The sequence below is a fragment of the Paenibacillus sp. PL91 genome, from assembly GCF_012935325.2.
Classification (GTDB): Bacteria; Bacillota; Bacilli; order Paenibacillales; family Paenibacillaceae; genus Pristimantibacillus.
The window spans coordinates 153828-167976 of sequence record NZ_JABBYG020000002.1; the positions used below are offsets into that span (position 1 = coordinate 153828).

The window sequence follows — 14149 nt, forward strand, 5'->3', positions numbered from 1 at the left end:
GAAATAACTCAATCAAATAAGCGCCGCTTATATCGATTGAATCATTATCGCTTTTTTTTATCTGCTTTACATTCCGATTATAGACGTACCGCAGTTCCGCTGACAGCCACCATAAGCATGCCCTCGCGTACTACCTCATAATCAATATCGATTGCGACGATTGCATTTGCTCCCAGTTTTGAAGCTTGGTTTTTCATCTCATCAATCGCTACGTCACGGGCTTCTTTTAGCTTGCTCTCGTATGCGCCAGAGCGTCCTCCTACGATGTCAGTTATCGATGCAAAAAAGTCGCGTACGACATTCGCACCCATTATTGCTTCACCTGTTACGACTCCCACATAATCCTGTATGGGACGTCCTTCAATTGTTGGCGTAGTTGAAATTAGCATGTTTAAGCTCCTCCCGCTTCATCAAGAAGCGTTTCATATCGTTTTGCTTCTAGTACGGAGCAGTGTCATCAGATGTTTCATTTATTTTGAATCAAGCTCCTTCATCGTTAGACTTAATACTTGATCCGTACTCGTTTGGATCGTAATGCTGACCCTAACACCGAATTCCCGTGCATCCTTGCGGAGCCACAGCACAAAGCTTTCCTCTGCTTGCTCCTCTGACAGTTTGGTTCTGCCTACATATTTATAATCAATGATGGATGCGTTAAGATACGTTTTCGACGTCTCCTCCATAGCCATTTTGCCCCACTTGGCATAGGAAGGCTCTGCATGCAAGGCAGACTCATCTGCTGTCATGACCTCTGAGTGTGTGAGGCTCAGCAGCACAAATACAGCCTTCATGACGATATGACGCAGCATTTCTTCGACCACCTGTCTTTTTCATAGTATCCGTACTAGCGTCACCTTCTTCGTTTCGTCCTATTCATTCGAGGTACGCAAAGTACGATGGATCTTATTATTCATAATCCTGAGCACGCCCAATTTGTAGGGATAAGTGCCCTTTTTTCGATTTAGGCATATGGTAAGGTATGATAAAAAGGAGGCACACCATGATACCAAATCAGCCTTATGTGCAACAAACGGCTGGCATGCCGGATTATTACCAGCACATGCAAATGAATCCCAGTCAACCGGAAATAAATAAACCTCTTGAGAGCGAGCAGACTCAGAAGTCCCACTGCCATTGCTGTGTAGATCTAAGCCACATGCACGATTTCCATCACATGCATGACTTCCATCATATGTATGATGCCCACCACATGCACGACTTCTATCCAATGCACGATTTTCATCATATGCATGATTATCACCATATGCATGATTATCATCCGATGCACGATTATCACCATATGCACGATTATCACCATATGCATGATTATCATCCGATGCACGATTATCACCATATGCATGATTATCATCCGATGCATGACTTTCATCCTGCGATGCATGATGCAATGGATCACCATCATCCTCATGGAGGCTGGGAATACACCTCAATCGATTATCACCACGAGTGGGTACATCCATCGGTACATCCGCACCATGCGTGTATTCCCGTCGTTTGTTTCTCAACCGAGAAAGAAAAAGACCAACCAAGATAGGTGCGAAGCACTCTGCTTAATCAATCGAATAGACAAAAAAGACAGTGGGAGTGTCATCGACATGCCCTCTGTCTTTTTCGGTTTATTCTCTAGTGCGCCAAACTCCCTTCAAGCCGCGAACGGCTTCGACAATAACCAACCGGAATTTGAATTAGGCTCGTAAGCCCGGAAAAATCCAGCTTATAAAGATCATTGCTTAATTGGGCATCGAATCCTAGCAGTGGTCGTCCCCCCATTTGGGCAGCCGAAGCTGCAAGCAGCAAGCGATGAACAAGCATTCCTGCCTCCATCTGCAGGATGCGATAGCCTCGATAACCAAGCTGAGCCTGGAGATCGTCCATATTCCCTGCGACATGAAAGCAAAGCGATACTTGATGCAAATTCACATTATCCAATGACATCCCCTGCTGCAGCCATGACCGATGATCGCCGTCGCGAACCGGCTGCAAGGCATGCGCAAAGTCATCATAGCGATATGCGCCATTACTAATGCCTTCAACGCCATAGAAACAGCCATAAAGGGAAACTCGAGCTTCCGGCCTAACCAGCTTCCCGTCCAAATCATTTTGATACCTAAACGAGGACAGAACCTCTTGCAAAAGGGCAGCTAGACTACATGGACCTACAGGCTGCAAAACGAATTCAATTTCCGGCGAATAACGTTCTCGCAATACGGACGCCAGATCATAGTTCAGCCTTTTCACTTGAGGAAGACGATATGCTCCTCCTTTATCTTCACTTTTCCTCTCCCTCCCAATTTGCTGAAACGAACGTGAATATTCCATCATTGAAGCTTCATTCATCTTAATTAACATTGGATAATTCAAAACTTTCGTCGATCGCATATAATGCTCGTGCCTGGTCTCCGCAAGCTCCCTGCATAATTCGTCCGCGGATAGGAGTTCCTCGCCATCTTGCCCAGGAAGGAACCATTCCATTTCCGCCTCTGCTGACAGCGGAATGACCGCATATGCGCTCTCTTCTTGCTCGGATATTCCTAATAGATGGTTGATCGCACGGTCCAGAAACTGGAAATATACACCCGTCTCAAAACCAAACCTTTTTGACACTTCCAGCAATTGTCCGATCACTAGGCCGGCATCTAGACCTTGCAAGCGATAAGAAAAGTTATCGTACTTAAAATAATTTTTCCAAAACATTGTCGTCACGATAGCGACGCCGAAGCAGGCAGGTATGTCACAGCGATTCCCCAGCGCCTTGCTTAAATAGCTGTCATACTGCCCTTCTCGCAGCAGGATCAACCGGTGATGCGCAGCATCATAATGATAAATGCCTTGAGGCAGATCCTCCAGCTTCAAATAAAGATAAAGCTCGCTGGGATACAGCCCGCCGCCTGAAGGAACGAATCGCCTGCACAGCTGCAGCGAGCTTCCCCATTCATCCCCCGCATCCGGTCCATAAACAGATTGGCTCAGCTGCGCAAGACCGAACGTATACCATAGAAAATGGCCGAGCTCACGTAGTGTTGGCTGTGCACAATCCCGCTCTCCCTCAAGCGTAAGCGGAACCTCGGCAGAGAGCGGGTAAGCAGGCAAGCCCCGATAAAGCTTATAGGGGAGCGGCGCGTCTTCCCAATCGGTCTCCCCTTCTTTGGATTTGGCCTTATCCGGGTCGAATTGCAATTGATGCAAAAATGCCTTCAGACTCATTCCTTCTCCTCCTAAAGGCTTTCTTGGGGCATACGATTTGAAAATGTGGCTGCGGCTTACGGAAATGGATGCGGATGCGGATTAAGCTGTTCGGGCTCAAGCGGTTTCTCGGCATACCCCAGCATCGCGGGTATTGTTAGTACCCGTTCCAAGCCCGTCAAGCGAACGAGATGATGCCCGAACGTCATCGGCAGCATGCCCGGAATCAATACCTTTACGCAATGAAGCCCATTTCGGAGCGTTTCCGGCGTTGTCTGATCCACCACGATTACGTCCAGTTTCAGCTTGCGGAATGCTTGAAGGAAATCCTTTAAATCATCAGTCAAATCCGCATGCCACGCTTTTTTCTTAAACGCTTCTTCGAATGTTAGCTGCGGACGGTCATTACGGAGCAAGAAATCAAAACGATCCTCGGTTTCCTTCAAGCTGTACAGCATCGAATGATCATCCATTTGGCGAACGAGCAGCGGATCATCGATCATTTGTTCATATTGCTCCCGGTTCTCCTCCAGCTTCTCGTTCAACGACAGCAGCATGCCCGAAATTTCATGGATCGCTCCTTTTACCGCACGAACCGGATCAGGATGGGCGCCAGCCGCGCAGATCAGGTTGACTCCTTTATCTGCCTTGTTTTTGGCGAGCACCCATACGCTTGGAATGCCATGCTCCAGCGTCGAGTTGAATGCATACACGTCGTAGCCGACAACCTCTCGCAAACGCTCGACCATTAAATCCAATTCGAGATCGCAAGCGGAGAAAAGATCAAGGGGAGCAAGCTGCAGCTGCGCATACCAGGCCATTAAGAACGAATCGCGTTCGACCACTTCCAATATCCCGTAAAATATAGCTTCCTCTAAGCTGCCGCCTAACGCGCATCCATTTGAGGTTTCATAAACAAAGCCATGGCCGCAACCCGAGCTATAATAGGCCAGCAGCTCTGGAACGAGAATCGGCCGCTCCAGCAAAAACGAATAGCCCCATACCCAATCGATAGGCCTGCCGGGATCAAACGGTCGAAATGGAAAGCCCGGGCTATCATATTTATCCTTCTCGTGAATGCCAACTAAAACGGGATCGAGCGCCTGGTCCTTCAAGTTGCGGTAGCTGTCGTGAACGGTTGTTTGTTTCCCGCGCGGAGACACGCCGCAATATCTCTCCAAACCTTCCAAAATAGCAGTCATCTCGCTGTCCGCAAAGGAATGTGTGCGGCCAGCACAGCCTTCATCGCCCGAGAACAATGGCAAATTGATGCTTGAATCGGCAAACGGCGACTGGAGGTCAATCATTTTCCCGTTCAAAAAGCCCGTCCGAGCATCCAGATAGTCATTCGCCAATACCTCTTTCAGCTCCGTCATCGATCGACTACGATAGCTGTTTTCACTTATTTTCGGACTTGGTTGAAGCGAAATCCGTGCTGATAACGCAGAATCCTCTGGGATCTGGCCGCATAACGGACAAAGAGGGTCTGGCAAAAAGAAATGAGCCGAGCTATTCAAGGCTTGCAGGTGGATAAACATTAATCGATTTTCTGTCTGCGCAGGTGCACCTGCAACAAAGCTTCGAGCTTCCGATGCAATCATCTGTGCCATATGAAGCAGACCTATGCGTGAAGACCATACGTCGGGTGAAGTCCCTCCGTGCATAAAATGCTGCTGCTGGATCTCCCACATTTCCTTCCGGTCATTCCCCGCCATGAGGCGCCGAAGATCGGCGCACTGGGAGCATCCCGCCTTTCCCGGCACAACCAGCGGCCCGATCACGCCTTCTCCAAACGATACGAAGCCGCGCAGCCAAGGCATTCCAGAGCGCTGGAACAGCTCCTCCGCGAAAAGATGATCTGAAGGGTTATAGCCATCATGCAGAACAAGCGTTAGCTTAGCCGTTTCCGGCACTTCAGTCGAAAAATCGTTTCGCCTTACAATCTGATGGTCTTGGGATAATTCGGAGCATACAAAATCTGCAAGCAGACCCTGCCCAATAATGGCCAAGATTGCGCTCATATTCCTCCCTCCTCTCGAAGCGACACGCCGAATGCGCCAGCCAGCTCCTCCTTCAAAAATGCCTCGACCGTTAAGTCAAAAACAAGAAGGCGATTGCTGCTCCGATTTAATCGTTCAAGAGCGGATTGCAATACGTCTCGGTGCCTTGTTGAATCGCAGGCTGGTATTGATACATTCTCCATTGCCTCGACTTTCACACTCACTGTAGGCCAGCTGGTCGCATCCGCCGTATCGATAGCCTCTTGGTTTTGGATATCCAGAAGTGCGCGCTGCAATGCTCTGCGCAGCGCCCCAGTGCGGTTGAAGTCAACCGCGCCATACCAGCTGTCTTTTGTTCCGATCCACACAACAGGAAATCCTATTACATCCTCGCCAAAAGCAATCGTAGGCGTACCTTTTAGCGTCGTTAACGCACTTAAATAATAGCGGCTGCGGATATCATCGATTTGACTAATCCGTGCTAAAACGACAGAAGGATCGCGCTCTTTAAGCTTGTTGATAAACGCAGCTGTCAAACATTTTTGCAAGCCTCGGCAAATCCCTTCCGCGGTCGATTCCCCCGCTCCGACGCCCACGTATTCATACGGCCGCTTGATGTCAGAGCTGCTGTTCTCACGTTGCTCGGCTTGAATAAGCAAATCTGTCATTCTTGATAGATAAGACTCAATTCCAGCAAGCCCAGCCTCCCTGCGCGCTTCCTCATGATTAATGCCATTGCAAATTTTGACTGGAAGAAGCTCCGCCGGTCCTGCCGATAGCGGGTCTACCGCCTGAATTAGGCATTGGGAGAGCGGAAGCTGCCGTAATTCCCCTTCTTCCCAACGATGAAAAATGCCCGTTTCACTAGACGTTAACTGGCTGAAGTAAGTAATCAAAGCAGTTGAACTCTTCTCTTCTTGCTCCCTTTCCAGCATTAAATCCAAATTTTCTATTCGTTTGATAGAAGGGCGACTGCCTGCAAGCGGATGTGGGAGAAACGGATGCCATCCACCCTCCAATGTCTCCAAGTCAAGCAGAAACAATTTATTTTTGAGTGCGGACACCGCAACTTCTGTAGCTGTTTTCAGCCATTCAAAAACGATGACATTTGCAAGCATCGCTTCTGCGGTGGATGAGGCTGTGTTATGCTGAGGATCTTTATAAATGGCGCGATGGTGGACCCTGCGCCAAGCGGAATCCCAGTCTCCATCCGAATCCGGATGGATCAGCGGTCCGGCTAGACCAGCCTGCTTCAGCAGCATTGCAGGAAGCAGCACCTTTCTCTCCTCCCTGCAGAACTGTTGAAGCGATCTCAATACCGGCTCCCCATCCTCACCAGACACGAACAATACGGCATCGAACGGCTGCACCACCGACCGCCAATCGATCTCGCCCTCCTTTGGCAAAGCAATCTCGTCCAACTTGACCTCTAGGTCCTCACGGCGTGTATGCTCCGCGAGCTCCAATATTCGCTTTCGATTCGTCGATTCTGGATTCGTAATCAGCATGTGAATATGGGGAATTCCAGATTCTAACAATGACTTCATTAATGAAACAAAAAAAGAGCCAGACCCGACGGCAAGTACGTTTGACTGTCGAAAAAGCTGAAATCGGTAAGCGCCCGAGCCTTCAAAGCTGTCCAAAAATTCGATTTGAGAAGCATATTTCTTAAGTACAGCCTCTTGCAGCGTATGCGGCCGATCCCGGCTTACATCCCGAACATAACCGTTCGCATACAGCACTTCCGCGATTTCGTATACATGCTTTTGGTATTGCTCCGGCAATCCATCAGTCAAATCATTCATCGTGTGCTCACCGTTAAATACCGGCATTAATTTCTCAATCCATTGACTGATCGTATTGCCCTCCATCCGAAACGAGCCAATGTTGTTCCGAAAATAGACGCTTCCGTCAGAGCTCGGGAGAAAAAAAGTATCCCCTCTCACTTTAAGACGCATAGAAGGATCCAAATGCCATTCCTCCTTATCGTGAATAATGCCCATAAAAAAATTTTCAACATTTCCTCTTTAAAGGTATGTATGGCTATTTGTCCGTCATGCCAGTTCTTAAATAGAAAAAAACCCCTGTCAGCTGAATCGCTTACAGAGGCGTCTTGAATATTTCACTTAGTTAAAATGCATTAGCGGCAGCGTGCACAGCCAGCACAACGAGCGCAGCCTCCGCAGCGCGCACAGCCCCCGCACCTGAAACAGTTGCTGCATCCGGCACAGGAACCACAGGAACAAAAACCGATACAAAAGCCAATGCAAAAACCGATGCAAAGCCGTGCATTGTTAGGGTCCACTTGGCCTTGACCGGCATTTGGCGTCATTCCGCTCGATTTGTAAGGGTCAATATTCAAATTTTGCAGATCATTTTTAAACTCATTCATCTCAGTAGCCTCCGTATATGTTCATCATTTTTTCAACGGCTAAGACCAGCATGAACAACTGTAGTTAAAGCAGCTCAAACTGGCCTAATGCCGTTGTTTGTTCATGACATATACGTATGAAATTACCTCCGCTAGTGTTACTGCTGCATTTGCCTAGTTGCAAAATAATAGAAATGCTCATAAACATGCAAAGAGGCTGCCTCCATAGTCATTGACGTTGAAGGCAGCCTCCTATTTATGAAGACTTTGTTAAGCTTATTCTGCAATACCCGTTTTCTTCTTGCGGTTTAAGAACTCATATACGATAGGGACGATAATGAGCGTAAGCAGCGTGGAGCTCGTTAGGCCGCCAATGACTGTTACCGCCATCCCTTTGGAGATCAAACCGCCGGATTCAAAACCGAACGCAAGCGGAAGCAATGCTCCAACCGTCGCAATCGCCGTCATCAAGATCGGACGAAGGCGAGTACCCGCTGCTTCAATCAATGCATCGCGTACGGATAGACCTTCTTTCTCCTTCTGAATGACACGATCTACGAGTACGATCGCATTCGTAACGACAATACCGATCAGCATCAGCGCTCCGATCATAGCCGTCACACTAAGTGTTTCCCCGGCAATGAGCAAGCCTACTAATGCGCCAATAATCGTAAACGGCAAGGAGAACAAAATAGCAAATGGCGTTAAAGCTCCGCCAAACGTAATGACGAGCACCAAATATACAACCGCAATTGCAGCAAGCATCGCTAGACCAAGCTGTGTAAAGGATTCAGTGATTTGCTCCGTTACACCACCCATATCGATATCAATTCCAGCAGGCAATTCAGTATCGTCAATCAACTTCTGGATTTCTGCAGATACTTTACCAACATCAGAAGCTGTTACATCGGCCTTTACTTCTGCATAAATACGGTCATCTCGTCTTGTGATCGTATTTGGCGATTCGCCTTCCTCGATCGTAACGACATCTTTAAGAGCTACTTCTGTACCGAGCTGTGAGGTTAGCTTCACATTCTCAAGATCCGCTTTGCTTGAATAGGTTTTGCTTTCAACCTTCACATAAACATTAAATTGCTCGCCATCCTTCTCAATCGTCGTCAGAACGGGACGTTCACGAACGGGACTAAGCGCCATCGCAATTTGACCTGCAGTAAGGCCATTTTGGCTTAGCTTCTCTTGATTGGCGACGAGACGATATTGCTCATACGTTGCGGACAGGCTGGAATCAATATTTTTAAGATCCTTGTGATCCGCAAGCTTCGTCATTAAATCATCAACAACGGGCTGAAGCGACTTCATATCCGGTCCAAACACGAGCATCGAGATGCCCGAGCCTCCAAGGCCGCCGCCTGTAAAGTCCTGCTGCTTCCACTCGCCTTTTCCGCCAAGCTCCTGCAGAAGAGGTACGATTTTTTCTTTCTCATCTGTAAATTCAGCAAAATCTTCGTCATAGCTCAGGTTGAACAGCGCTTGCTTGGATGCTCCTGGGCTAAATGGATTTTGGCCGCCCACAGCATATTGCACGACGGTGATGCCTTCGCGATCTAGTAATGTTTTCTCCGCCTCAAGCGCCATCTCCTCAACCTGCTCGCGTGTTTCGCCAGGCGCCGGGTTGTAAGATACGACCATCATTTTCTGTTCGTCGCCTGAGATGAAGCTAGTCCCGATAACCGGAACGAGGAACAGGCTGCCAACAAGGAGAAGAACGGCTAATCCAAAAGCGATCAGCTTGTGGTTCAGCGACCAGCGCAGCACACCTTTATACCATTCAGCCAGACGTCCGGGCTTATCATGATGCGCCTTGCCTGGCTTCAGGCCTTTGCGGAACATCATATGCGCCAGCATCGGAACGACAGTAATGGCAACAAGAAGCGATGCTAAAAGTGCAAAAACGATCGTTAATGCGAACGGAAGGAACATTTCGCCAATCATGCCGGATACAAGCCCAAGCGGCAGGAATACGGCGATCGTTACGATTGTTGACGCCAAAATCGGGATGAACATTTCCTTCGTTGCATCGAGAATTAAGTCCTTGCCCTTCAGCTTCTCTGTTGAGAGAGCCATTCGGCGGTAGACGTTCTCGATCACGACGATGGAGTCATCAATAACGCGTCCGATTGCAACGGTCATTGCCCCAAGCGTCATAATGTTCAGTGTGATATCCATTTGGCCCAAAACGAGCAGCGCGATAAGGATAGAAAGCGGAATGGATACGACTGCAATAATCGTTGAACGAATGTCACGCAAGAAAATCATAATGATGATAACAGCTAACAATGCCCCTATAATCGCCTTGCTAAGCATCGTATGAACGGAATCCTCGATCGGCTTACCCTGATCAAGCGTCGTTACAAAGGATAGGCCGGCATTTTTACTTTCCATCTCTTTAATTTCATCTTTAACGTTATTTACGACATCGACTGTATTAGCATCAGCCGATTTCACTACGTTTAATCCGATTGCATCCTTGCCGTTCGTTCTGGAGATCGATTCCGCTTTGCCGACGATGCTAATATCCGCAATATCGCTAAGCTTGACTCCCGGCATGATGATTAAACTTTTCAGATCATCCTCGCTGGAAACATTTCCGTCAACAACGATCGCTTTCTCCGAATCGCCGAATTCATATATGCCAAGCGGCACGGATATCGTCGAGGCTTGAATGATGCCTTTCACCATATCCTCGGTTAATCCGATTTGCTTGAGTTTATCCGCTTTGAAGGCCAGCTCGCCTTCCATTACGTTTTGGCCGGACATTTGAATGCTGGCTACACCATCGATGCCTTGCAAACGAGGCAAAATATTAGTTTGCACTTCCTTCGTAAGCTGCTCCAAATTCATGCTGTCGTTAGATAAGCTAAGCGACAAAACCGGGAAGGCATTCAGACTGATGCGAGATACCGAAGGGTCCTGCGCTCCTTCTGGGAGCGATATCTCCGCAAGCACATTTTTCACTTCGGCTGCCGCTTCATCCATATCCATCTCATACGTATATTCGATTACAACCGATGAAGCATTCTCATAGGATGTGGAGCTAACCACGTTAACGCCCTTCAAATTGCGCGTTCGCTGTTCGATTGGCTTCGTAACTTTCTCCATAATTTCTTCAGGAGCAGCGCCAGGCAGTACCGTCGTTACGCTAACGATAGGCACTGTAATATCCGGCAAAGTCTCCATCTTCATATTCATGCCGGAGTAAAGCCCAGCAAACAACACTAGCAGTGTCAAAATCCATAAAGCAAATTTGTTATTAAGCGAAAATCGGATCATACTTTTCAATGGGTTCCACTCCTCGTCTTCTATCTATAGTTGCTATACTTTAAAGCGGTAGCCCACTCCCCAGATTGTCTCGATATATTGAGGTTTCGATGGGTCATGCTCTATTTTCTCGCGCAGCCTCCGTATATGGACCGTTACCGTAGCTGCGTCACCATTGGAATCAAGCCCCCAAATCCGCTCGAAAAGCTCTTCCTTCTCAAATACCCGATTCGGATGTGAAGCTAGCAGCAGCAGAAGCTCATACTCCTTAGACGTCAGCATCGCTTCCTGTTCATGAATCATGACTCTGCGGGACGGCTTATCTATCAATAATCCGCGAATGCGAATATGGTCGCCTCGCTCGCCTTTGTCCCCGGTAAGCCTCTCATATCGAGCCAAATGCGCTTTCACGCGAGCTACCAGCTCACTGGGACTAAATGGTTTCGTCATATAATCATCAGCGCCTAAGCCAAGACCTCTAATTTTATCGATGTCTTCCTTCTTGGCTGTCACCATTAGTACAGGAATGTTGACCGATTGTCTAATTTGCCGGCAAATTTCGAAGCCGTCTATTTTGGGCAGCATCACATCCAATATAATGAGGTCAAACTTTCCTTCCAATGCTTTTTGCAGGCCAATATCGCCTCTCCCCTCGATGTGTACGGAGAAACCATAGCTTTCCAAATAATCACGTTCCAGCTCGGCAATGGCCTTCTCGTCTTCAATGATTAGTATGTTCTTCATGCTCTTCCACCGTTTTGACGATTGTCGACTTCGGCAGCTTAAGACAGAACCTAGCTCCGCCATGCTTGACATTCTCTGCCCATACGACACCGCCATGCCCTTCAATAATTTGTTTGACTATCGCAAGGCCGAGGCCGCTTCCTCCTGTTTCCGAGTTGCGCGATTGCTCTGCACGATAGAATCGATCAAAAATATACGGTAAATCCTCCTCTTCAATCCCAGGACCAGTGTCTTCAATTTCCACCAGCGCATATTGCCCTTGCTCCTTCACGCTGACTTTGATCTCCTTGTTTGCTTGCTCGGACTGCTGGCCCATATATTTGACACAATTATTCAAAACATTAGTGAGCACCCGGCTTAGCTTATCAGGATCTGCGGCGATTAAGATCGAATTCGCATCATCCTTCGGATAAAGCAGCTTAACGCCAGACTTGTCCAGATCAAAGCGCTGCTCTTCCAAAAAATGCTCCAAATATCGACGAATATCGATGACTTTGAAATCGTATGCGACCGTTTGAAGATCGAGCTTGGAGAACAGGAACAGCTCATCGATTAATTGATCCATGTCAGCTGCCTTCCTGTAGATCGTTTCCATATAACGTTTGCGCTTCTCATCCGTATTTGCAATTCCATCCATAATGCCTTCAACGTAACCTTTAATCGCGGATATTGGCGTTTTCAAGTCATGGGAAATATGGGATAGCAGCATCTTTCGATTTTCTTCATATTGCAAGCTTTGTTCGATGGAATGCTGCAGTCTCACTCGCATTTCCTCGAACGCGATGCTCAGCTGTCCAATTTCCCCTTTAGTCGTCGCTACGACCTTGTGTGACAAGTCACCATCCTTAATCTGCAGCGCCGCTGCTTCCAGCTTCTTAATGGGTCGGATGATGCTTCTGGAAACAAAGTAGGTAAGCAGCAGGCTCGTTAACCCAATCAATGCCAAGGTGAATACGTTGCTTGCGGGTCTCCAGTGAATAGGAACGATGTCTTTGCGCCTAAAAAGCACCACCTTGCCTTCGCTTCCATCCGGATAAACAAAATGGAGCACATTTGTTTCGAACCGGAACGAATGAAAGGTCACCGACTCAGGCGGAAGGTCCAGCAGTTTCTGCCAATTTTCTGTCGGCTCGAGCTGATCGAGGAAAGGAGCAATCGATATGATCTGTCCATTCTTGGAAATGAGAAGTCCTGCCCACAGCTCTCCGAGCCTTTTTTGGATATCCAACAAATACTTCTCATTCTCTAACTGTCCCGCGTCATTTTTCAGCACATAAGACAATTCGCCGTACACGATTGCTTGCTGATAAGGCTCCCTACGCTCTTGTTCAAAATATTGGCGGACATCCTCTTCCCCGCGTGCGTAAAAAACGAATACCACAAAAACAAACATAATAATGAGCGGTACAAAAACCATTGCTAAGTAAGACATGTACAGCTTCACTCGGATCGACAATTCCGTTCACGCCTCGCTTAAACTTTATTGTTGAGTCTATGGTTAATCATAAAGGCTATTTCTAAACGAACTTGTAACCAATTCTTACGAAATTATTACGTTTAGTTGTATAGGCTTCGATTCTATTAATGTCATTATTATTTAATGCAATAAAATATTTATAAGATTAAATTGTACAGTTTAGTTTTTTTGAGATGAGAAACGTGCTAAGCATCAGGACTGCTGCAAGTATCCAGTGGTATATAACCCAAACGGTTAATGAAAATTCCTGCTGGTCATACAAAAGCTTATAGCAAAAAATAATGCCGATCAGTAAGGAAGAAAAGAAGATTCCTCGTGCAGCCCGACGATTCCGAACCGCTAATTGCAGTGCTGAAGTTACAAATAGCCCTACTAATGCGGATGTTATCGGCGCTACAACCCAAATGCTAACGGAGAAGAAGCGATCTGCAAACAAGAGTTTTCCTAATAGCAAAGCAAATGTAAGAAAAACAAGAAGCCCCCATTGCAAATAGGCGCTTCGCTGCTTAACATAGCTTTTATTCCTTGCCCGTTTCTTATACCAATTTATATATCGATACAAAAAATACAATCCGGGAACCATCGCGCCAAGAACAGACAACGACAGCTGGAGGATATGATAGACATAATCCCCCATGATCATGCTCTGTAGAAAAGGCACTCTCCTTACAAAAAAACCGCCGCTATGCGTGAAATGATCCAAAAACACATGCGAATAAAAACCAATTAACAATGATAAACAAAAGAATAGCCACTCAGAGGCTGTCGCCAAGCGCCATGGGCGATTCAAGGATGCGGCAAAAGCGCTGATTCCTCCAATGCCTGGCAGCAGCTCAGGCATTGCAGGCTTTATGATGCGGTGAAAAGCAAATGCAAACGCTATGCAAATAGGAAGCACAAGCAACAAGAAGCCGGACAAGGAATGGCCGATGGAACGAAATGGCTGCATCGCGATAAAGTATTCAATATCCGGCGCCATACTCCCGAGAATCAAACCGGTTAGGCTTAAGAAAGGAATCGCTTTCTTAAGCGGAGCCGCAAATAGCGGATGGGATAAAGTGAATGGCATCTTTTAGC

The 14149-nt window shown here is 47.3% G+C and carries 11 protein-coding genes; 1 reads left to right on the forward strand and 10 read right to left on the reverse strand.

The features are described 5' to 3' along the window. Positions 1 to 77: 77 nt before the first annotated feature. Both HI950_RS05975 and HI950_RS05980 read right to left on the reverse strand, forming a co-directional pair. Positions 78 to 389, reverse strand: a complete 312-nt coding sequence (locus HI950_RS05975; protein WP_169082989.1) for a YbjQ family protein — start codon at positions 387 to 389, stop codon at positions 78 to 80. Between the two features lie 81 nt (positions 390 to 470). Continuing rightward, positions 471 to 809 (reverse strand): DUF3889 domain-containing protein, encoded by a 339-nt coding sequence (locus HI950_RS05980; RefSeq protein WP_169082990.1) that lies wholly within the window; start codon positions 807 to 809, stop codon positions 471 to 473. Between the two features lie 191 nt (positions 810 to 1000). On the opposite strand from HI950_RS05980, the gene HI950_RS05985 reads away from it, so the two are divergent. After that, positions 1001 to 1552 (forward strand): hypothetical protein, encoded by a 552-nt coding sequence (locus HI950_RS05985; RefSeq protein WP_169082991.1) that lies wholly within the window; start codon positions 1001 to 1003, stop codon positions 1550 to 1552. 89 nt (positions 1553 to 1641) lie between these two features. Here the strand turns inward: HI950_RS05985 and HI950_RS05990 are convergent, their stop codons facing one another. The 8 genes from HI950_RS05990 to HI950_RS06025 form a co-directional block, all read right to left on the reverse strand. Then, on the reverse strand, positions 1642 to 3222 hold the full coding sequence (locus tag HI950_RS05990) for a SagB family peptide dehydrogenase (protein WP_169082992.1): 1581 nt from the start codon (positions 3220 to 3222) through the stop codon (positions 1642 to 1644). A gap of 56 nt (positions 3223 to 3278) precedes the next feature. After that, the gene (locus HI950_RS05995; protein ID WP_169082993.1) at positions 3279 to 5222 is read right to left on the reverse strand and encodes a TOMM precursor leader peptide-binding protein; all 1944 of its coding nucleotides are present in this window, start codon (positions 5220 to 5222) and stop codon (positions 3279 to 3281) included. After that, positions 5219 to 7204: a putative thiazole-containing bacteriocin maturation protein gene (locus tag HI950_RS06000; protein ID WP_169082994.1), complete on the reverse strand. Its 1986-nt coding sequence runs from the start codon at positions 7202 to 7204 to the stop codon at positions 5219 to 5221. The genes HI950_RS05995 and HI950_RS06000 overlap by 4 nt, the downstream gene beginning before the upstream one ends. 137 nt (positions 7205 to 7341) lie before the next feature. Next, entirely contained in the window at positions 7342 to 7593 is a 252-nt protein-coding gene (locus HI950_RS06005; protein WP_169082995.1) for a heterocycloanthracin/sonorensin family bacteriocin, read from the reverse strand. Positions 7594 to 7848: 255 nt separating this feature from the next. Beyond that, a complete protein-coding gene (locus tag HI950_RS06010; RefSeq protein ID WP_169082996.1) occupies positions 7849 to 10872 on the reverse strand; it encodes an efflux RND transporter permease subunit in 3024 nt (1007 codons plus the stop codon). Between the two features lie 33 nt (positions 10873 to 10905). Continuing rightward, positions 10906 to 11595, reverse strand: a complete 690-nt coding sequence (locus HI950_RS06015; protein WP_169082997.1) for a response regulator transcription factor — start codon at positions 11593 to 11595, stop codon at positions 10906 to 10908. Further along, positions 11573 to 13051, reverse strand: a complete 1479-nt coding sequence (locus HI950_RS06020) for a sensor histidine kinase (RefSeq protein ID WP_169082998.1) — start codon at positions 13049 to 13051, stop codon at positions 11573 to 11575. The genes HI950_RS06015 and HI950_RS06020 overlap by 23 nt, the downstream gene beginning before the upstream one ends. A gap of 166 nt (positions 13052 to 13217) precedes the next feature. Continuing rightward, positions 13218 to 14141, reverse strand: a complete 924-nt coding sequence (locus tag HI950_RS06025) for a DUF4184 family protein (RefSeq protein ID WP_169082999.1) — start codon at positions 14139 to 14141, stop codon at positions 13218 to 13220. Positions 14142 to 14149: the final 8 nt, after the last annotated feature.

Excerpts from the sequence above, each read along its gene's own strand:
- HI950_RS05975 (WP_169082989.1), bottom strand. The coding sequence starts at position 389 with ATGCTAATTTCAACTACGCCAACAATTGAAGGACGTCCCATACAGGAT.
- HI950_RS05980 (WP_169082990.1), bottom strand. The coding sequence starts at position 809 with ATGCTGCGTCATATCGTCATGAAGGCTGTATTTGTGCTGCTGAGCCTC.
- HI950_RS05985 (WP_169082991.1), top strand. The coding sequence starts at position 1,001 with ATGATACCAAATCAGCCTTATGTGCAACAAACGGCTGGCATGCCGGAT.
- HI950_RS05990 (WP_169082992.1), bottom strand. The coding sequence starts at position 3,222 with ATGAGTCTGAAGGCATTTTTGCATCAATTGCAATTCGACCCGGATAAG.
- HI950_RS05995 (WP_169082993.1), bottom strand. The coding sequence starts at position 5,222 with ATGAGCGCAATCTTGGCCATTATTGGGCAGGGTCTGCTTGCAGATTTT.
- HI950_RS06000 (WP_169082994.1), bottom strand. The coding sequence starts at position 7,204 with ATGGGCATTATTCACGATAAGGAGGAATGGCATTTGGATCCTTCTATG.
- HI950_RS06005 (WP_169082995.1), bottom strand. The coding sequence starts at position 7,593 with ATGAATGAGTTTAAAAATGATCTGCAAAATTTGAATATTGACCCTTAC.
- HI950_RS06015 (WP_169082997.1), bottom strand. The coding sequence starts at position 11,595 with ATGAAGAACATACTAATCATTGAAGACGAGAAGGCCATTGCCGAGCTG.
- HI950_RS06025 (WP_169082999.1), bottom strand. The coding sequence starts at position 14,141 with ATGCCATTCACTTTATCCCATCCGCTATTTGCGGCTCCGCTTAAGAAA.